The organism is Streptomyces sp. NPDC020379, assembly GCF_044387105.1.
Classification (GTDB): Bacteria; Actinomycetota; Actinomycetes; order Streptomycetales; family Streptomycetaceae; genus Streptomyces.
Map to the genome: position 1 here is coordinate 216462 of NZ_JBIRVR010000007.1, position 19389 is coordinate 235850.

The 19389-nt window shown below is 72.2% G+C and carries 18 protein-coding genes; 12 read left to right on the forward strand and 6 right to left on the reverse strand.

Annotated elements, in window-relative coordinates; genetic code table 11:
• Positions 1-35: 35 nt before the first annotated feature.
• The 3 genes from ACH427_RS12265 to ACH427_RS12275 all read left to right on the forward strand — a co-directional run bounded on the left by ACH427_RS12265 (position 36) and on the right by ACH427_RS12275 (position 3151).
• Positions 36-1355 carry an aldehyde dehydrogenase family protein gene (locus tag ACH427_RS12265; protein ID WP_398869463.1) on the forward strand — a complete coding sequence of 440 codons (1320 nt, stop codon included), beginning with the start codon at positions 36-38 and terminating at the stop codon, positions 1353-1355.
• A 114-nt stretch (positions 1356-1469) separates the two neighbouring features.
• A complete protein-coding gene (locus tag ACH427_RS12270; RefSeq protein ID WP_398869362.1) occupies positions 1470-2453 on the forward strand; it encodes a GlxA family transcriptional regulator in 984 nt (327 codons plus the stop codon).
• A 92-nt stretch (positions 2454-2545) separates the two neighbouring features.
• Positions 2546-3151: an isochorismatase family protein gene (locus ACH427_RS12275; RefSeq protein WP_398869363.1), complete on the forward strand. Its 606-nt coding sequence runs from the start codon at positions 2546-2548 to the stop codon at positions 3149-3151.
• A 50-nt stretch (positions 3152-3201) separates the two neighbouring features.
• Here the strand turns inward: ACH427_RS12275 and ACH427_RS12280 are convergent, their stop codons facing one another.
• Together ACH427_RS12280 and ACH427_RS12285 are read right to left on the reverse strand one after the other, a co-directional pair.
• Positions 3202-4917, reverse strand: coding sequence for an acyl-CoA dehydrogenase family protein (locus tag ACH427_RS12280; protein WP_398869364.1), 1716 nt, complete (start codon positions 4915-4917; stop codon positions 3202-3204).
• A gap of 60 nt (positions 4918-4977) precedes the next feature.
• Positions 4978-5535, reverse strand: a complete 558-nt coding sequence (locus ACH427_RS12285; protein WP_398869365.1) for a PadR family transcriptional regulator — start codon at positions 5533-5535, stop codon at positions 4978-4980.
• A gap of 210 nt (positions 5536-5745) precedes the next feature.
• Between ACH427_RS12285 and ACH427_RS12290 the strand changes: the two genes are divergently transcribed.
• On the forward strand, positions 5746-7095 hold the full coding sequence (locus tag ACH427_RS12290; RefSeq protein WP_398869366.1) for an FAD-dependent oxidoreductase: 1350 nt from the start codon (positions 5746-5748) through the stop codon (positions 7093-7095).
• Positions 7096-7116: 21 nt separating this feature from the next.
• Here the strand turns inward: ACH427_RS12290 and ACH427_RS12295 are convergent, their stop codons facing one another.
• Positions 7117-7479, reverse strand: a complete 363-nt coding sequence (locus ACH427_RS12295; protein ID WP_398869367.1) for an ArsR/SmtB family transcription factor — start codon at positions 7477-7479, stop codon at positions 7117-7119.
• A 338-nt stretch (positions 7480-7817) separates the two neighbouring features.
• On the opposite strand from ACH427_RS12295, the gene ACH427_RS12300 reads away from it, so the two are divergent.
• Entirely contained in the window at positions 7818-8951 is a 1134-nt protein-coding gene (locus ACH427_RS12300; RefSeq protein ID WP_398869368.1) for an Ig-like domain-containing protein, read from the forward strand.
• A gap of 62 nt (positions 8952-9013) precedes the next feature.
• Here the strand turns inward: ACH427_RS12300 and ACH427_RS12305 are convergent, their stop codons facing one another.
• Positions 9014-10111 carry an NADH:flavin oxidoreductase/NADH oxidase gene (locus ACH427_RS12305; protein WP_398869369.1) on the reverse strand — a complete coding sequence of 366 codons (1098 nt, stop codon included), beginning with the start codon at positions 10109-10111 and terminating at the stop codon, positions 9014-9016.
• 199 nt (positions 10112-10310) lie between these two features.
• Between ACH427_RS12305 and ACH427_RS12310 the strand changes: the two genes are divergently transcribed.
• The 3 genes from ACH427_RS12310 (at position 10311) to ACH427_RS12320 (ending at position 13078) form a co-directional block, all read left to right on the forward strand.
• Positions 10311-10988 (forward strand): uracil-DNA glycosylase, encoded by a 678-nt coding sequence (locus ACH427_RS12310; RefSeq protein WP_398869370.1) that lies wholly within the window; start codon positions 10311-10313, stop codon positions 10986-10988.
• A gap of 13 nt (positions 10989-11001) precedes the next feature.
• Entirely contained in the window at positions 11002-12030 is a 1029-nt protein-coding gene (locus ACH427_RS12315) for an N-acetylglucosamine kinase (protein WP_398869371.1), read from the forward strand.
• A 106-nt stretch (positions 12031-12136) separates the two neighbouring features.
• Entirely contained in the window at positions 12137-13078 is a 942-nt protein-coding gene (locus ACH427_RS12320) for a hypothetical protein (protein WP_398869372.1), read from the forward strand.
• Between the two features lie 163 nt (positions 13079-13241).
• On the opposite strand, the gene ACH427_RS12325 is transcribed toward ACH427_RS12320, so the two are convergent.
• Positions 13242-14303 carry a lactonase family protein gene (locus ACH427_RS12325; RefSeq protein ID WP_398869373.1) on the reverse strand — a complete coding sequence of 354 codons (1062 nt, stop codon included), beginning with the start codon at positions 14301-14303 and terminating at the stop codon, positions 13242-13244.
• A gap of 312 nt (positions 14304-14615) precedes the next feature.
• Between ACH427_RS12325 and ACH427_RS12330 the strand changes: the two genes are divergently transcribed.
• The 3 genes from ACH427_RS12330 to ACH427_RS12340 all read left to right on the forward strand — a co-directional run bounded on the left by ACH427_RS12330 (position 14616) and on the right by ACH427_RS12340 (position 17890).
• A complete protein-coding gene (locus tag ACH427_RS12330; protein ID WP_398869374.1) occupies positions 14616-16106 on the forward strand; it encodes an FUSC family protein in 1491 nt (496 codons plus the stop codon).
• Between the two features lie 270 nt (positions 16107-16376).
• A complete protein-coding gene (locus ACH427_RS12335; RefSeq protein WP_398869375.1) occupies positions 16377-16862 on the forward strand; it encodes an Lrp/AsnC family transcriptional regulator in 486 nt (161 codons plus the stop codon).
• Positions 16863-16963: 101 nt separating this feature from the next.
• A complete protein-coding gene (locus tag ACH427_RS12340; RefSeq protein ID WP_398869376.1) occupies positions 16964-17890 on the forward strand; it encodes a D-alanyl-D-alanine carboxypeptidase family protein in 927 nt (308 codons plus the stop codon).
• 135 nt (positions 17891-18025) lie between these two features.
• On the opposite strand, the gene ACH427_RS12345 is transcribed toward ACH427_RS12340, so the two are convergent.
• Complete coding sequence (locus ACH427_RS12345) at positions 18026-18451, reverse strand: YjbQ family protein (RefSeq protein ID WP_116215012.1); 426 nt, start codon at positions 18449-18451, stop codon at positions 18026-18028.
• Positions 18452-18579: 128 nt separating this feature from the next.
• Here ACH427_RS12345 and ACH427_RS12350 point away from each other — a divergent pair, with 128 nt between their 5' ends.
• Positions 18580-19332, forward strand: coding sequence for a (Fe-S)-binding protein (locus ACH427_RS12350; protein ID WP_398869378.1), 753 nt, complete (start codon positions 18580-18582; stop codon positions 19330-19332).
• The last annotated feature ends 57 nt before the right edge of the window (positions 19333-19389 follow it).

Consider the following 19389-nt stretch of genomic DNA (forward strand, 5'->3'; position numbering starts at 1 on the left):
CCGGCGAGGCACCCCGCACCCACGATCGAGGCACCATGCACCACCCCGCTCCCGAGCAGCCCGCCGACGTCGTCGCCCGGCTGCGCGCCACCTTCCGCACCGGCCGCACCAAGCCCGTCGCCTGGCGCACCACCCAGCTGCGCGGCCTGCGCACCATGCTCACCGAGGAGGGCGCGGCGCTCGCCGCCGCCCTCCACGAGGACCTCGGCAAGAGCGCGTACGAGGCGTACCGCACCGAGATCGACTTCACGATCCGCGAGATCGACCACACCCTCGACCACCTCGACGCCTGGCTGCGGCCCGAGCCGGCCCCGGTGCCCGCGCACCTCGACGGGGCCACGGCCTGGACGCAGTACGACCCGCTGGGCGTCGTCCTGGTGATCGCGCCCTGGAACTACCCGGCGCAACTGCTGCTCGCCCCCGTGGTGGGCGCGCTGGCCGCGGGCAACGCCGTGGTGGCCAAGCCCAGTGAGCTGGCTCCGGCCACCTCCGCAGCCCTGGCCCGGCTCCTGCCCCGGTATCTCGACGCCGACGCGGTGGCCGTCGTGACCGGCGGCATCCCGGAGACCACGGCCCTGCTGGAGCAGCGGTTCGACCACATCTTCTACACCGGCAACGGCACCGTCGGCCGCATCGTCATGACCGCGGCGGCCAGGCACCTCACCCCGGTCACCCTCGAACTCGGCGGCAAGTCACCGGTGTTCGTCGACAAGGGCACCGACCTCACGGTCGTGGCGGCGCGGCTGGCGGCCGGCAAATTCCTCAACGCCGGCCAGACGTGCGTGGCGCCCGACTACGTCCTCACCGACCCGGAGACCGCCCGCGCGCTGGAACCGGCCCTGGCCCGGGCCGTCGAGGAGCTCTACGGATCCGACCCCGCGACGTCCGAGACGTACGGGCGGATCATCAACGAGCGCCACTTCGACCGGCTGTCCGCCCTGCTCGGGTCCGGACGCGTGGTGACCGGCGGCGGCACCGACCGCGCCACGAAATACATCGCCCCCACCGTCCTGGCCGACGTCGATCCGGAGGCGCCGGTCATGCGGGAGGAGATCTTCGGTCCCCTCCTGCCCGTCGTCACGGTCGCCGGCCTGGACGAGGCCATCGCCTTCATCAACGACCGCGACAAGCCGCTGGCGCTCTACGCCTTCACGGAGTCCGAGGCGACCCGGCGGCGCCTCGCGGCCGAAACCTCCTCAGGAGGGCTCGGGTTCGGCCTTCCGCTGGCCCATCTGACGGTCTCCGACCTGCCGTTCGGCGGGGTCGGCGAGAGCGGCATGGGCAACTACCACGGCCGCTACTCCATCGAGACGTTCAGCCACCGCAAGGCCGTGCTGGAGAAGCCGCTGGCCTGAGGGGCCGTCGTGCGGGAGGCCGCGTCCGGTGCGCCGGGCGCGGCCTCCCGCCATGGCCGGATGTGACAGAGGCCCGTCATTGCGGTCATGCCGGCCGGCGGCGACGATGGACACATGTCCGCCGCCCACCGCGTCGTCATCGCGGTCTTCCCCGATGTCGATCTCCTCGACGTCACCGGCCCGGCCGAGGTCTTCGCGCTCGCCAACCGGGAGACCGGTGGCCGTGCGGGCTACCGCGTCCGCCTGGCGGGCCCGGAGCGCGGGGAGGTCACCACGTCGGCCGGTGTGCGCCTGCTCGCCGACCTGTCCTTCGGTGAGGTCGGCGCGGCGGTGGACACCCTCCTCGTCCCCGGCGCGGTGGACCTGCGCCCTGACGGCCCGGTGGCCCGGATCGACCAGGCGGTCGTGGACTGGGTGCGGGACACCGCCCCGCACGCGCGGCGGGTCGCCTCGGTGTGCGTGGGCGCGCACGTGCTGGCCGCCGCCGGGCTGCTCGACGGGCGGACGGCGACCACGCACTGGTCGACCGCGGCCCAGCTCGCCGCCGTACACCCCCGGGTGACGGTGGACCCGGATCCGATCTTCGTCCGCTCGGGACGGGTGTGGACCGGGGCCGGGATCAGTGCCTGCCTGGACCTCGCGCTGGCCCTGGTGGCCGAGGACCACGGCGAGGACCTCGCGCTGGCGGTGGCCCGGCAGCTGGTGATGTACCTCAAACGCCAGGGAGGCCAGAGCCAGTTCAGCGTCCCGCTCAGCCGTCCCGCCGCCTCCCGGCGCGACATCGACGAGCTGCGGCTCCACATCGCCGACCACCCGGACGGCGACCTCTCCGCGGCCGCGCTGGCCGGGCGGATGAACCTCAGCGAGCGGCATTTCGCCCGGGTCTTCCGCAAGGAGACCGGCACCACTCCGGCCGACTATGTCGAGGCGTCCCGTGTGGAGGCCGCGCGCCGGCTGCTGGAGAGCACCGACGAACCGCTGGAGAAGGTCGCGAAGGCCAGCGGTCTGCGCTCGGTGGAGACACTGCACCGGGCCTTCCGCAAGCAGCTCGGCACGACCCCGGCGGCCTACCGCCGCGGCTTCCGCACGACCGCCTGAAGCATCCCCTCCTCCGGCAGGGCGAGCGCCGCGGCTTCGCCATGCCCGTATCCCTCCTGGACCCGTATCCCTCCTGGAAAGGACCCCTTCCGATGACCGCTTCCACGACCCTGCGCGACGTGATCGGCCTCGACGGCCGGCTGCCCCGGCTGCCCGGCACGGCACTGATCATGATCGACTTCCAGAACACCTACCGCACCGGCGTGATGACGCTGGACGGTGCCGAGGCGGCCCTGGCCGCCGGTGCCCGCCTGCTCGCGGCGGCCCGCGCGGCGGGCACCCCGGTCGTGCACATCGTCAACGACAGCGGTGCGGGCACCCCTTACGACATCCGCGCCCGGATCGGCGCCATCAGCGACGAGGTCGCCCCGGCCGAGGGCGAGCCCGTCGTGGTCAAGCGCTTCCCCGACGCCTTCCACGACACCGGTCTGGAGCAGACGCTGCGTGACCTCGGGGCGGGCCCCGACCTGGTCCTGGCCGGATTCATGACCCATATGTGCGTCACCTTCACCGCCCAGGGCGCCTTCAACCGCGGCTACCGCCCCACCGTCGTCGCCGAGGCCACGGCCACCCGCCCGCTCACCGCCCCCGACGGCACCCCCGTGCCCACCGCCGCCCTCCAGGCGGCGAGCCTGACCACCGTCACCGACCTGTTCGGCACCGTGGCCCTCACGGTGGACGACCTGCTCGGGAGCTGACAGCCCAGGGCCGCTGCCGCCGGAGGGACCGGCGGCAGCGGCCCTGTGGGTCACTGCGCCATCTCGTACGCGCCGGACAGCGCCTCGACGCGCTCCCAGACGCGCGCGGAGCGGGCCTCGTCGACGACCGGGCGGCGGACCGCGCCCAGCGCCCAGCTCTGCTGCTCCTCGGTGGCGGAGTCCTTGCCGTGCAGCTCGACGGCGTGCGCGGAGAAGTCGCGGACGAGGACGGCGAACAGCTCGTCGAGCACATCCTCCTCCAGACCGGTCAGCCGCGCCTGCTCCAGGATCAGCTGGCCGTGCACGACAAGCGCGAACAACTGGCCGACGGCGAGCAGGAGATCGAGGTCGCGGCTCTGCTCCTCGTCGGGGGCGGCGGTGGTGACGAACGCGCACAGGGCGTCCGCCTGCTCCCGGAAGCGGCCGACGTTGGGCACGGCGGCGTACGCGTCGTACGCGGTGCGCCAGTCGTGGAAGCGGACGGAGCCGAGGCCGCGGGCCGGTCCCTGGCGGAAGAGGAACGCGTCGTCGGCCGCGTCGAGGCGGGTCGGCACGGGCGCGTAGTCGGCCGGGTCCAGCAGGTGGTTGCGCATGAACTTGAGGATGAGCGCGAGGTTGACGTGGACCGTGCCCTCCAGCTTCGGCAGCCCGCGGATCTCGGTGGCGGCCTGGGCGAAGTAGGTGTCCTTCTCGAAGCCCTTGGCCGCGATGACGTCCCACATCAGGTCGATGACCTTCTCGCCCTCCGTGGTCACCTTCATCTTCGTCATGGGGTTGAAGAGCAGGTAGCGGCGGTCGTCGGGCCCGGCGGAACGGAAGTAGTCGACGGCGCGGTCGCTGAACAGCTTCATCCCGACGAGACGGACGTACGCGTCGGTCAGCTCGCGGCGCACGTGCGGGAAGGCGGTGACGGGACGGCCGTAGAGGACGCGGTTGTGCGCGTGGGTGACGGCTTCGTACATCGCGTGCTCGCAGATGCCGATCGAGGCCGTGCAGAGGTTGAACTTGCCGACGTTGACGGTGTTGAGGGCCGCGTCGAACGCGGCGCGGCCGGTGTGCAGCACATCCTCGGGGCCGACCGGGTAGTTCTCCAGGCGGAACTCGCTGACGTACTTCGAGGAGTCGACGACGTTCTTCACGAGGTGGTACGCCGAGTGACGGCTGTCGGCCGCGAAGAAGACGTAGCCGTCGGGGCCCTCGACGTCGGTGCGGCGGCCGAAGACGGAGACGAGCCCGGCGGCGTTGCCGTTGCCTATGTAGTACTTCGAGCCACTGGCCCGGAAGCCGCCGTCGCCGTCGGGCTCCAGCAGCATGTCGGTGGAGTAGATGTCGGCGCCGTGGGCCTTCTCGGACAGGCCGAAGGCGAACACCTCGCCCTGGGTGAGGAGTTCCGCGGCGCGGGCGCGGGCGGCGGCGTTGTCGCTCTGCCAGACCGGGCCGAGGCCGAGGATGGTGACCTGCCAGGCGTACCAGTAGTCGAGCCCGTAGAAGCCGAAGATCTCGTTGAGCGCCGCGATCCGGGCGGTGTCCCAGCGCGCGTCGTCCCGCCCGGCGGCGGCCGGGGTGAGGAAGGTCGCGAACAGCCCTTCCTTGGCGGAGAACGCGAGGAAGTCCGCCAGCCAGGCGCGGGAGCGGTAGTCCTCGATCAGCTTGCGCTTGCCGCGCTCCTCGAACCAGTCGACGGTGGCGCGCAGCAGCCTGCGGGTCTCGGGGTCGAAGTGCGCCGGGTCGTAGGTGCGCGGGTTGAACAGAAGCTGGTCGGCCATGGAGGTTCGCCTTTCCGGCTTGACGGTTGAGGATGAGGAAGATGATGAAGAAGTCGGGGTTCAGCGCTGGGGACGGAGCCGCTGGAGAGTGGCGAGCACGTCGTCGAGCCAGGCGATCGTCATCCGCTCGTACGCGATGCCGCCGCGCAGCACGACGTGTTGCAGCTCCTGCCCGGCATCGAGCGTGCCGGGTGCTTCGGTGCCGGTGAAGTCGCGCAGCTCGCCCGCGAGATAGTGCGCGAGCCGCTCGGTGTGCGCCCGGTGGTGCCGCTCGACCTCACGGATCAGCGCGGCGGGGTCGTCGAAGGCCGCGCCGCGGATCTTCACGGCGAGGTCGTGGCGGACGCTCTCGGGCTCGATCGGTTCGTGCAGCCACTGCGAGAGGGCGGCCCGGCCGGGGCCGGCGACGGAGTACTCCTTCTTGTCCGGCCGGCCCTGCTGCGGCACGTCCCGGACGTCGAGCCGGCCGTCGCCCTCCATCCGCTTGAGGACGCGGTAGATCTGCTGGTGGGTGGCGGTCCAGAAATAGCCGATGGACCGCTCGAACCGCCGGGCCAGCTCATAGCCGGAGCCCGGCTTCTCCAGCAGGGAGACGAGGATCGCGTGCTCGAGCGCCATGCCCGGATCCTGCTATGCAACTCGTTTCATATACAAGCGGCGCCACCCAGGTGAGACACGGCTCACCCGAGGCGTGTCCGAGGATGGCCACGATCGGCCCCCTGTGATCGCCACGCCTCCGGTGCCTCTCCCGCACGGCACTTCCCCGGTGTCATCCTGGACGCATCTGCGGGACATCTGCGGGGAGCGCCCCGCGGGAAGGGGCCCACCGTGCTTCGCGTCGCAGTCGTCGGGTCGGGACCGAGCGGGGTCTACACCGCCCAGGCACTGGTGCAGCAGCAGGACGTCCCCGGAGTCACGGTGGACGTCCTGGACCGGCTGCCCTGTCCGTACGGGCTGGTGCGCTACGGAGTGGCGCCCGACCACGAGAAGATCAAGTCGCTCCAGGGCACCCTGCGCACCGCGCTGGAGCACCCGGCCATCGCCTTCCTGGGCAATGTCCCGGTCGGTGACGGGCCGGGCGGCCTGACACCTCGTCGGCTCCTGGAGCTCTATCACGCGGTGGTCTACTGCGTCGGCGCCGCGACCGACCGGAGGCTCGGCATTCCCGGTGAGGACCTGCCCGGCAGCTTCTCGGCCACGGAGTTCGTCTCCTGGTACAGCGCCCACCCGGACGCCGCGCCCGGCGGCTTCGTCCTCGGCGCGCGCTCCGCGGTGGTCATCGGGGTCGGCAATGTGGCGGTCGACGTGGCCCGGGTGCTGGGCCGCGGCGCGGACGAGCTGCGGCCCACGGACGTGCCGGACGCGGCCCTGGCCGCGCTCGCCGCCAGTCGCGTGCGGGACGTCCACATGGTGGGCCGGCGCGGGCCCTCCCAGGCGAAGTTCACCACCAAGGAGCTGCGCGAGCTGGGCGCGCTGCCGGGCGCCGGGGTTCTCGTACGGGCCGGGGAGGCGGCGCTGGATCCGGCCTGGACGGACCCGTCGGGGCTGCCGTCGGCGAGCAGACGGAACGTCGACGTCCTGCGGAGCTGGGCGCAGGCGCCGGGGGAGGCCCGGGCGCGCCGGATCCACCTGCGGTTCTTCCTGTGCCCTGTCGCCCTGCTGGGGGACGGCGCGGTGCGCGCGGTGCGCTTCGAGCGGACCGCGCCGGACGGGCACGGCGGCGTGACCGGCACCGGCCTGTTCGAGGAGATCGAGGCGCAGCTGGTGCTGCGGTCGGTGGGTTACCGCGGGGTGCCGATCCCGGGGCTGCCCTTCGACGGCGAGCACGGGACCGTGCCGCACGCGCGGGGCAGGGTGCTGCGTGGCGGGGTCCCGTCGCCCGGTGAGTACGTCGCGGGGTGGATCAAGCGCGGGCCGACCGGGGTGATCGGCACCAACCGTTCGTGTGCCAAGGAGACGGTCGGCTCACTGCTGGCCGACGCCGAGGCACTGAAGGCGCGCCGCCCCGTCGAGGACGCGCGTTCCGCGCTGCGCTCGGCCGTCCGGGAGGTGGTGGAGTGGCCTGGCTGGCTCGGGATCGAGGCGGCGGAGTCCGCGCTCGGCCGCCGCCTGGGCCGGGGGCCGGTGAAGATCCCGGACTGGGACGGGCTGCTGACGGCGGCCCGCGCCCGGCGCTGAGGACGCCGGCGGCCGGGCGGTTCAGCCGCGCGCGAGCCGCTCGGCCTGGTGCGCGGCCGAGGTGAGCAGGGCGTCGAGCAGCCCGGGGAAGAGGGCTTCGAGGTCGTCGCGGCGCAGGGCGTTCATCTTCGCGGTGCCGCGGTAGATCTGCTGGATCACGCCGCTCTCGCGCAGGACGCGGAAGTGGTGCGTGGTGGTGGACTTGCTGACCGGCAGCTCGAACACCGAACAGGACAGCTCGCCTTCCGCGCAGGCGAGGCTGCGGAAGATCTTCAGCCGCATGGGGTCGGAGAGCGCGTGCAGCACACTTTCGAGACGGATCTCGTCCCGTTCGGGGTGCTCCAGCGAACGGCCCGGGGACGGGGGCCGGGTCTGCGTCGTCACGGCTGCTCCTTCAGGTCGGCAAGGCTTCGGAGGGCCCGTGAGGACGGCACGGGGAGCCGGTGTACGAGATCCATCGTACTTCGATGCCCGCTTACTACGAGAGGCATCGTACGAGTTTCGGCCACGACGGCGGCCAAAAGCGGTCAGCCGCACAAATGTTTCCATTTTTCGCGCAACCGCACATGCGTGTCGATCATCTGTAGAAGTGTGGCGGGGGGTGTTGTCGACCGGTTCGGGCGACGCGGCCGTGACCGCCGCTTGCTCTGCTGGTACGAGAAAGGTCGACTCACGTGCACGTCGGATCGGGCCGTCGCTCCGTCCTGTTGGCATCCGCCCTCATGGGTTCCCTGGCGCTCAGCGCCTGTTCCGGGGGGTCCGGTGGCTCCGGCGCCGATGCCGGGTCCGAGGCCCGGATCAGCGTCACCCCGGGCGAGGGCAAGGAGGTCGCGCTCGGCTCCCCGATATCGGTGAAGGCCGAGAACGGCCGGCTCACGGGCGTGGAGGTCAAGGACGACAAGGGGCAGAAGGTCGCCGGGCAGTTGGCCGACGACGGCTCCTCCTGGACCTCGGAGGGCAAGGTCGGCCCGCGGACCACCTACACCGTGCGCTCCACGGCGAAGGGCGGCAAGGACGGCAAGGGCAAGGAGTCCTCCTCCACGGCGACCTTCACCACGCAGGAGGCGCCGAAGGTCAACAAGCTCACCAACACCCCGGGCAACGGGCAGACCGTCGGCACGGGCATGCCCGTCTCGATCCTTTTCGACAACCCGGTGGACAAGAGCAAGCGCGCCGAGATCGAGAAGTCCCTGAAGGTCACCACCCAGCCGAAGGTGGAGGGCGCCTGGGGCTGGGTGAAGGACTGGTCGGGCCAGGACCGCATCGACTGGCGCCCCAAGGACTACTGGCCGTCCGGGACCAAGGTCTCCGTCAACGGCAACCTCGCGGGCGTGGACTCCGGTGAGGGCGGCTGGTTCGCGAAGAACTACCAGTTCGGCTTCTCCATAGGCGCCGACCACAAGGCCGTCATCGACGTGCCCAGCCACACGCTGACGATGTACGAGAACGGCAAGCCCGTCGGGGACATCAAGGGCTCCGCCGGCTCGCCCGTGGACCCCACGCGCGGTGGCGTCCACACCGTGCGCAGCAAGAACGCCGCCGAGACCATGGACTCGTCCACCATCGGCCACGGCAACGAGTGGATGCTGGACTCGAAGTGGGTGACCCACCTGACCGCGTCCGGGACCTTCCTGCACTCGGCGCCCTGGAACCAGTCGCTCGGCGTGGAGAACAACAGCCACGGCTGCTTCGGCATGACCACCAGCGACGCCAAGCGGGTCTACGACTTCCTGCCCATCGGCTCGACCGTCGAGGTCAAGAACACCAGCAGCACCAAGGTGACCGACGTCGGCAACGGCCTCGAGGTCTGGCAGGAGTCCTGGGACCAGTGGCAGAAGCGCAGCGCGCTGAAGTAGCCGTTCGCCCGTAGTGATGTGGGCCGGGGGCCACGGGAGTCGCTCCCGTGGCCCCCGGGCCGTCAGGCGGCCCAGCCGTACTGCGCGGGGCGGCGCGGCGGCAGCCCCAGGCCGGTGGCCGCCCGCAGCGGCCAGTAGGGGTCGCGGAGCAGTTCACGGCCGAGGAGCACCGCGTCCGCACGGCCCGACGACACGATCTCCTCGGCCTGCGCGGGGTCGGTGATCAGGCCGACGGCGGCCACGGCCAGGCCCGCCTCCTCGCGCACCCTGGCGGCGAAGGGCACCTGGTAGCCGGGCCCGGTGGGGATGGTGGCGTCGGGGGTGTTGCCGCCGGTGGAGGTATCGAGCAGGTCCACGCCGTGCGCGGCGAGGTCCTTCGCGAACCGCACGGTGTCGTCGGCGGTCCAGCCTTCCCGGCCGTCCTCGGGGTTCTCCGTGAGCCAGTCCGTGGCGGAGATCCGGAAGAGGACGGGCAGTTCCTCGGGCCACACCGCGCGCACCGCGTCCACGACCTCCAGCGCGAACCGGGTGCGGTTCTCGAAGGAGCCGCCGTACTCGTCGGTGCGGCGGTTGCTGTGCGGGGACAGGAACTCGTTGATCAGATAGCCGTGGGCGCCGTGGATCTCGACGACCTTGAAGCCGGCCGCGAGCGCCCGCCGCGCGGCGGCCGCGAAGTCGGCGACCACCTGGGCGATGCCGTCCTTGGTCAGCTCGCGCGGCGTGGGGTAGCCCTCCGCGAACGGCAGCGGGGAGGGGGCGACGGTCGTCCAGCCGTGCGCCTCGGGGCCGGCGGGACCGCCGCCGCGCCACGGCCGCTCGGTCGACGCCTTCCGTCCGGCGTGCCCGAGCTGGACGCCCGGCACCGCGCCATGGGCCTCCAGGAAGGAGGTGATGCGCCGGAACGCCTCCGCCTGGCGGTCGTTCCACAGCCCCAGATCGGCGGGCGATATGCGTCCCTCGGGAGAGACGGCCGTGGCCTCGGTGAGGATCAGGCCCGCGCCGCCGACGGCCCGCGCGGCGAGGTGGGCGAAGTGCCAGTCGTGCGGCATACCCATGTCGGGGCCGTGGTCGTCCGCGCTGTACTGGCACATCGGAGCCATCCAGACCCGGTGGGGGATGGTCAGCGAGCGCAGGGTGAAGGGCTCGAAGAGGGCACTCATCAAAGACTCCGTTTCCGCCGGTGCGACCGAGGCGCCGCGAGTGGTACGAGAAACACCGTACTACGAGGATCCTCGAATTACGACACCCTTCGTACAAGGCGCCTGACTCTCGTTCGGGGGACACCGGCCCCGGCCGGAACGGGCCCATGGGCCGGACGCGTTCGTGCGGGCACGCGCTGAGCCAGTAGAGTGACGCCCCGTGGCTGCACGACCTTTGAACGAGATCGTCGAGAACGGCTGGGCCAAGGCACTGGAACCGGTGGCCGGGCGCATCGCGTCGATGGGTGACTTCCTGCGCGCCGAGATCGCCGCGGGCCGTACCTATCTGCCCTCCGGCGCGAATGTGCTGCGCGCTTTCCAGCAACCCTTCGACGACGTAAGGGTGCTGATCGTCGGTCAGGACCCGTATCCGACACCCGGTCATGCCGTGGGCCTGAGCTTCTCGGTCGCGCCCGAGGTGCGTCCGCTGCCCGGCAGCCTGGAGAACATATACCGGGAGATGCACACCGACCTGGGCCTCCCCCGCCCGTCCAACGGCGACCTCACGCCGTGGACCCGGCAGGGCGTCCTGCTCCTCAACAGGGCCCTGACCACCGCCCCGCGCAAGCCCGCGGCGCACCGGGGCAAGGGCTGGGAAGAGGTCACCGAGCAGGCGATCCGCGCGCTCGTCGCCCGCGGCGGCCCGCTGGTGGCGATCCTGTGGGGCCGCGACGCGCGCAATCTGCGGCCACTGCTGGGCAGCGTGCCGTCCGTCGAGTCCGCGCACCCCTCCCCCATGTCCGCCGACCGCGGCTTCTTCGGCTCCCGGCCGTTCAGCCGGGCCAACGAGCTGCTGGCCCGCCAGGGGGCCGCCCCGGTGAACTGGCAGCTGCCGTGAGACGGCCGGGCCGGTGACACGCGCGGCGGGTCATGTCCTGGGGGTCGACTCGGGCGGTTCGGGCATCCGGATCGCCCTGGCCCCCGCGGACGGCAGCGACCCGCCGCTGACCTGGACCTCCCCGGCTCCGGCGGGGGTGGATGCCCGGCGGCTCCTCGACCACGTCCTGCCCGCCGCCCGGGACCTGCTCACCCGCGCCGGAGCCGGGACCTGCGAAGCCGCCTGTGTGGGCGCCGCGGGGATGGTGGCCCTGGGCGACGAGCTCCGCGCCGTCCTGCCCGGCGCACTGCGCGAGGCCCTCGGGGTGCGCCGCCTCGCCCTCGCCTCGGACGCGGTCACCGCGTACGCGGGAGCGCTCGGGCAGCGCCCCGGCGCGGTGGTGGCCGGGGGCACCGGGATGATCGCACTCGGCACCGACCTGACCCCGCAGGGCGGTTGGCGCCGCGCGGACGGCTGGGGCCACCTGCTGGGCGACTGCGGCGGCGGCGCCTGGATCGGCCGCGCCGGGCTCGAGGCGGCGCTGCGCGCGTACGACGGGCGGGCCGGCGGGTCGGAGGCGCTGCTGGCACGGATGACCGCCGTCCTCGGCCCGGCGCCGGAGGTGCCCGGCGCGCTCTACCCGCGGGCGGACCGGCCCGCGGTCCTCGCCTCCTTCGCGCCCGAGGTGGCCCGGTGCGCTCCGGAGGATCCCGTCGCCGCCCGGATCCTCCACGAGGCGGCCCGGCACATCGCCGGGGCCGCCGCCGCTGTATGCCCGCACCGACGGCCGGTTTCCGGCCGATCGGCGCGCGCGGCGGCGGAAACGGCCGCTCCGGGAGCGGCTGGTGTGACACATGAAGTCGCACTCACGGGCGGGCTGTTTCGCATGGGTGAACCGCTGCTCGCACCACTGCACGAAGAATTGCAATCGCAACTACCTCACGCGCAACTCGTCCCCGCCCAGGGCACACCGCTCGACGGCGCATTGCGCGTGGCAGGAGCCTTGGTGACGGACAGTCTGCGCTTGCCGACGGACCCTGTGATGTTGCGTATCATTTGCTGAACAGCTCTGCGACGACCGTATGTCTGGACGAATAAATCCGGACAGACGACGCTGTATCGCCCCCGCCCGAACGGCCTGGTGCGATGAACGGCTAACATGCGGCGCCATGAGTTCCCCCACAGGGCCCGCGCCTGGCCTGCCTGTACGAATGCCGCGTCCCCGCCAGCCCGGACGGCACCGGCGGCCGGAACCGGCGGCCGCGCCGACGGGCGCGCCGCCGCTCGTCCTCGCCGTGCCGGGGGCGCCCGACCTCGCCACTCGCCGGCTCGCCGAGGAGACCCTCAGCATCGCCCGCTCCGAGCTCCCCGGGCTCGACGCGCGCATCGGCTATGTGGACGCCGACGGCGGCGACGTGGGGTATCCGTCGCTGGAGTCGGTCCTGGCCCACGCGGCCGCCCAGCGGGCCGCTCGCGCCGGCGAAGCCCAGGACGGCCCCGAGGGGGACGGAGCCGACTCCTGGGACCGCTTCCCGACCGCCGTGGCCGTGCCGCTGCTCGCGGGACCCGACAGCTCACAGCTGCGCCGCATACGCCAAGCGGTGATGAACAGCGGTTCCGTCACCGAGCTCACCGACACGCTGGGCCCGCACCCGCTGCTCGCCGAGGCTCTGCACGTGCGCCTCTCGGAGGCCGGGCTGGCCCGTGCCGACCGCGCCCGACTGTTCACAGTTGCAACTGCCGCGGACGGCATCGTCCTGGCGACCGTCGGCGGCGAGGAGGCCGTGCAGGCGGCGGGCATCACCGGCATGCTGTTGTCGGCCCGCCTGGCCGTGCCGGTGCTCGCGGCGGCGCTGGACGAGGAAGGCGCCATCGCCCGCGCCGCGGAGCAGCTGCGCTCCTCCGGCTCCCGGAATCTGGCTCTCGCGCCGTGCATCATCGGTCCCGAGGTGGCCGAGGGTCTCGCTGCCGAGGCGGCGCGCGAGGTGTCCTGCGCCGCGGCCGAGCCGCTCGGTGCCTACCCGGCGATCGGCAAGCTGGCCCTGGCGAAGTACGCGGCCGTGCTGGGCCTGACGACCCAGCCGTCGCTCCAGGGAGCCCCGGTCCGCTGACGGTCCATCCTGTACGACCGCGCGTGACCGGCAGGGCGAACGCTGCCGCCACGTGCCGCACGACCTTGACGGCACGGCCGCGGAGACGCGGGCCGGAGCGGTCCGGAGAGGGGCTCCCGCGTCGCGGGGGCCCCTCCGGCCTTGTCCGGTCGTCCGCGTTTCCTCAGGAGAAGATCACGCAGGAGGCGGCGGGCACGGCGAGCGACCCGGCGGGGCTCGGTATGCCCGTGTCGGGGTCGATCGCGAACCAGGTGACATCCCCCGACCGCTCGTTGGCGGCGTAGAGATACCGCCCGCCGGGGTGGAGCGTCAGATCGCGGGGCCAGTGGCCCCCGCAGGGGGTCGAGGCGCGAATTCCGAGGATGTCGCCCGCTGTGTCGAGGGCGAGGGTGGTGATGCTGTCGTGCCCCCGGACGGCGAGCCACAGGAACCGCCCGTCCTCGGAGACGACGGGCTCCGACGGATAGTCGACGGTGCCCGTGCCCGGGAGGAGGGCGCGCGTCTCCCCGGTCGGCACCAGGGAGCCTTCCGCCGCGTCCCAGCGGCACACCGTGACGGTCGGGTCCAGCTCGTTGAGGACGTAGGCCCGGTCGCCTTTGGGGTGGAAGGCCAGGTGCCGGGGCCCCGTCCCGGAACGGAGCCGCGTCTCGTGGTGCGGGCGCGGCAGGCCGGTCACCGGATCGAGGGCGTAGATCCACACCGAGTCCGTGCCGAGGTCCACCGCGAGCAGCAGGCGTCCGGAGGGGTCGGGCACCACGGCATGCGCGTGCGGACCACGCTGCCGGTCGGCCACGGGGCCGGAACCGCGGTGCGGCAGAACGGCCGACGGCGCTGCGAGTGCTCCGCCCGTCCGGACCGGCAGTGCGCTGACGCTGCCCGAGCGGTAATTGGCGGTGAACAGGTGCGTACCCGCGAAGGCGAGGTGCGTCGGCCCCTCACCACGTACGAGGACCGGCTCACCGAGCGGTTCGGGCCGGGCGGGATCGGCCAGCGAGAAGGCCGCGGCGGCGCCCTCGTCCGTCTCGCTGACCGCGTAGAGCACATCCGCTCCGGGGGACAGCGCGAGGAAGGACGGGTTGGCCACGGCATCGGTGGAATACACCGGTGTGAGCGCGCCCGTGCGGCTGTCGACCTCGGCGACCGTCACACCGGGCCCGCCCGCCGCCGTGAACGAGCCGATGTACGCGAACCGCCCCCGCCGGCTGTGCTGGTCACTGCTGATCACCGTGCCGCCTCCCCCGCCGAATCACTCTGTGCACCTGACGCTACACGGAGCCACTGACAAGCCCGAGGTCAGGGCGGTGGCGAGGCTTCGGGAACCGGGACCGGCCTCCGCCCCTCGGGGCTGCCATTGGCCCCTCCACGGCCGGACAGTACGCTGGGTAACCATGCCATTGGCACAGCTATCTCTGCTCCTCTTGAGCCAACAGCCGGATAGATGGTCTGATGGGGGCGTCGATGGCGCTGCGGAGATCCGTGGCGCCTTTTTCATGTCCGTGCGTCGAAGGGGCGGGAAGCAGTGCTGAAGAGGGCGTTCATGGCACCGGATCCGGGCCGGGCGAGGCTGCGGGTCGCCGTCCGGGCCGTCATGGGCGTAGCCGCCGCTGTCGCCGTGGTCCAGTTGTCGGGCCTGCCCCTGACCGCTTCCATCACCGGCGGGCTCACGGCCCTGCTCGCGCTGTTCACGGTCGCCGACCCGACCGTACGCCGCCAGGCGATCACCACCGCCCTGCTGCCGGTCGTCGGCTTCCCCGTGCTCGCGCTGGCCGCGGCGCTGCACGGCATGCCACTGGTGCGTGACGCGGCCTTCCTGGCCGTCGTCTTCTGCGGGGTGTACGCCCGCCGGTGGGGGGCGCGGGGCAACGCGCTCGGGATCTTCGGCTTCATGATGTTCTTCGCGACGCAGTTCCTGCACGCCGTGCCCGCCCAGCTGCCGCACCTGTACGCGGCCGTGATCATGGCACTGGCCGCGGCCGGTCTCGTCCGCTTCGGGCTCTGGCGCATCGAGCGGCGCACCCCGCCGCCCGCGGGCCCGGCGCCCCTGACCGGCGGCGGGCTGGCGCGCGTCACGACCCGGCAGGCGTTCCAGGCCGCCTTCGCCTGCGGCCTGGCGCTCGCCGTCGGGCAGATGGTCTCCGACGCGCGCTGGTACTGGGCCGTCGGCACCGCCTGGTGGATCTTCGTCAACACCGCCTCGCGCGGCGAGACCCTCGTACGCGGCTTCCGGCGGGTCCTGGGCACGGTGCTCGGTATCGCCACGGGAATCCTCGTGGCCATTCCCCTGCACGGGGCCCCCGTGCCCACCGCGGCCCTGGTCGCCGTCTGCGTCTTCGGGATCTTCTACACGTCCGCTGTCTCGTACACGTGGATGATGTTCGCCGTGACCATGATGGCCGGACTGCTGTACGGGCTCCTCGGGGTGCTGGACGCGGATCTGCTGGTCCTCCGGCTGGCCCAGACCGGCGTCGGTGCGGCCGGTGCGGCGATCGCCGTCCTCGTCGTCCTGCCCGTGACCACGCACGCCGCGACCGACGCGTGGATCCAGCGCGCCCTGCGCTGCGTGCACACCTGCGCGGCCGAAGCCGCCGCACGGCTCGCCGGTTCCGGGACGGCCGACCCCGCCCCACGGGTCGCCGAACTGGAGCTCCTGCTCGGCCGGGTGCGGCTCTCGCTCGCCCCGCTCGTCCATCCACTGAACCCGTTCCGCGCCCGCGAGGAGAAGGCCCGCCGGGTGCTGGCCCTCCTCGACGACTGCGCCCGCGAGGTCCGGGGGCTGGCGTCCGTCGCCGCGGACCCCGAGGCATCGCACGACGACCGCCTCGCCGCTGCCTGCTGGCGCGTGGAGGCCGCGGTGGAGGCGCTGACCGCACCGGGCAAGGCGCGCGACGCGGTGGGGTCCACGGCAGCGGTACCCGAGCACTGGCTGGCCGAACCGGCGCTCGCGCACCTGCACAGCCTGGAGCGGGCCCTGGCCGAACTCGCGGTGCCCCTGCACAGCTCGCGGCCGTCACCGCTGCTCGGCGCCTGACCGGAAACCCCGGCACGGCGCGGTGGACGGCGCGTACCGCAACTGGCCGACGCCGACCGCGCATTCGGGGACGAGGCCGGCCCGTCTCCTCGTCGACAACGTTCCTCGCACGGCGCTCCCCGCCGGACATCGAAGGTCCTCCGGCAGCCGGCCGGCCGGCGCTGAGACGCGTGAGCGGCGGGAAGGCCACGGGCACCTGACGGCGTGTGAGGCTGCGCCATTGGTACTGTTGCCGGCCTGGAAGTACGACCACCGGGAGGCCGTCGGCCCATGGCCGTGGACACGCTGGACGCGAAGATCCTGCGGCTGCTGCTGGAGCAGCCGCGTACGAGCGTGCGGGAGTACGCGCGTGTGCTGGGTATCGCGCGCGGCACGCTCCAGGCGCGGCTCGACCGGCTGGAGCGCGACGGCGTGATCACCGCCACCGGACCGCGGCTGTCCCCCGCCGCGCTCGGCCACCCCGTGCTGGCCTTCGTCCATATCGAGGTCACCCAGGGGCACCTGGACACGGTCTCCACCGCGCTCGCGGACGTGCCGGAGATCATCGAGGCGTTCTCGATCACCGGCGGAGGTGATCTGATGGCGCGGGTCGTCGCCCGGGACGCCGGACATCTGGAGGACGTCATCCAGCGGCTGGTCCAGTTCCCGGGTGTGGTGCGCACGCGCACCGAGATGGTGCTGCGCGAGCGGGTGCCCTATCGCGTGGTGCCGCTGGTCGACGCGGTGGGGCGCGCGGCGGCTCAGCGGAGCTCGTGAACGGGCCTTCCCGGGCGCGGAACCGGCCCCGTTTCTCAGCGTGAAGCAGTAGGTGCGATTATCTGCACGCTCTACTCAACACGCGAGAAACAGAGGCATGTATGGAGCGATGTGAGGGAAGACCGGCACGCCGGTGGGGTGCCGCTCTGATCGCGTCGGCCGCGGCGGTCGCCGTCGCGGTGCCGGCGACGACCGCGCAGGCCGCGAGCGGCCCGGCGGTGACCGGCGCCAAGGGCGCGTTCCTGCTCGACAGCGGCAGCAACCGCCAGCTGTGGAGCAAGGACGCCGACACCAAGCGGCAGATGGCCAGCACCACCAAGGTCATGACCGCGACGGTCGTGCTGGACACCCCCGGGGTCGATCTGAACAAGCAGGTCACCATCAAGCAGTCCTACCGCGACTACGTGGAGCGGAACGGCGCGAGCACCGCCGATCTGCGCACGGGCGACAAGATGACGGTACGGCAGCTGCTGTACGGCCTCCTGCTGCCGTCGGGGTGCGACGCGGCGTACGCGCTGGCCGACACGTTTGGCAGCGGCAGCACCGAGAAGGCACGCACGAGCTCGTTCATCGCCAAGATGAACAAGAAGGCGTCCGACCTCGGCATGAAGAACACCAAGTACGACTCGTTCGACGGCATATCGCAGACCGGGGCCAACTACACGACCCCTCGTGACTCGGCGCAGCTCGCCCGGCACGCGATCGCCAACAGCACGTTCAGCACGGTCGTGAAGACGACCGGCACCCAGCAGAAGGCCGCGAACGTCAAGCGGACCTACTACTGGGACAACACGAACAAGCTGCTCGGCTCGTACAAGGGCGCGATCGGCATCAAGACCGGCACCGGCACCGCCGCCGGGCCGTGCCTGGTGTTCGCCGCCAAGCGCGACGGACGGACCGTCGTCGGCGTCATCCTCAATGACGCCACCTCCCGCTACCCGGACGCGGTGAAGATGCTGGACTGGGCCTACCGCACCAAGTCCAACGTCAAGCTGCGCCAGCTCCCGGAGTCGGCCCAGCGGGACTGATGCCCCGCTGAACGACCGCGGATGAGCCTTCCGGCCATGCGCCAAGGCCCTACCAGGAATGCCTGGTAGGGCCATAGTTGTGGGCGCACCGAGGGCCTCAGGGCGTGAGCTTCCGCGGACTCGGCGCAGCCCCACTCAGCCGAGAAACGACAGGCGGACTTTCCGGTCCGGGTTGTCCACGTTCGTGTCGACCAGGACGACCGACTGCCAGGTCCCCAGCTCCAGTTCGCCGTCCACCACGGGCAATGTGGCGTGCGGCGGGACCAGGGCGGGCAGGACGTGATCCCGGCCGTGCCCGGGAGTGCCGTGGCGATGGCGCCAGCGGTCATCGGCGGGGAGCAGGTCGCCGAGGGCCGCCAGCAGGTCGTGGTCGCTGCCCGAGCCGGTCTCGATGACCGCCAGCCCGGCGGTCGCGTGGGGCGTGAAGACGTTCAGCAGTCCGTCGCGCCCCGGGGCGACCTCACGGAGGAACGCCGCGCACTCCTCGGTGAGGTCGTACACGGTCTGCGTGGAACCGGTCGTGATGCCGATCGTGCGGGAGGTGAAGGTGGTATCAGCCATGCCTCACATTCAAGCGGAGTGGTGACGGCCCCCGGCGCCGACCCGTCCGCGCGGCCGGTCCTTCACAGCGGTCGCTCGCTGCGGCAGTATGAGGCGCCGGATGATCAGGGCGGGAAGAGGAGGGGGACATGCGCGTAGGACTGTTCGTCACCTGCGTCAACGACACTCTCTACCCCCGCACGGGCCGGGCGGTCGTCACCCTGCTGGAACGGCTCGGTGTGCGGGTGGACTTCCCGATGGAACAGAGCTGCTGCGGCCAGCCGTTGTTCAACACGGGATACCGCCATGAGACCGAGCCGCTGATGCGCCGTTACGCCGCCGCCTTCCGCGACCACGACTACGTCGTCACGCCCTCGGGCTCTTGTGCCGCCATGGTCCGTGACCATTACCCACGGATCGCGGCGAAGGCCGCCGCGGAGGGCCGGGGCGAGGAGCTGTCCACGGTGGCGGCCGAGGCGGTGGCCAAGACCTACGAGCTGACCGAGTTCCTCGTCGACGTCCTCGGCGTGACCGACGTCGGCGCCTCCTACCCGCATACCGTCACCTACCACCCCACCTGCCACGGACTCCGGGCGCTGGGCCTCGGCGACCGGCCCCGGCGCCTGCTGGAGCAGGTGAAGGGTCTGGAACTACGGGAGCTGGCAGGGGCGGAGGAGTGCTGCGGTTTCGGCGGCACCTTCGCGGTGAAGAACCCCGCCGTATCGACCGCGATGGGCACCGACAAGGCCCGCGCCGTCACCGCGACCGGCGCACAAGGCGTGTGTGCGGTCGACAACTCCTGTCTGATGCACATCGGCGGCATTCTCTCCCGCGCCGGCTCGGCCGTGCGTCCCGTCCATATCGCGGAGATCCTCGCCAGCAGGGAGGGCGACGTCCGGTGAACAGCGGTCGCAGGAGCGATCCCGTCAGCGGTCCGGCGGGCAGGAGGCCGGGCCCCG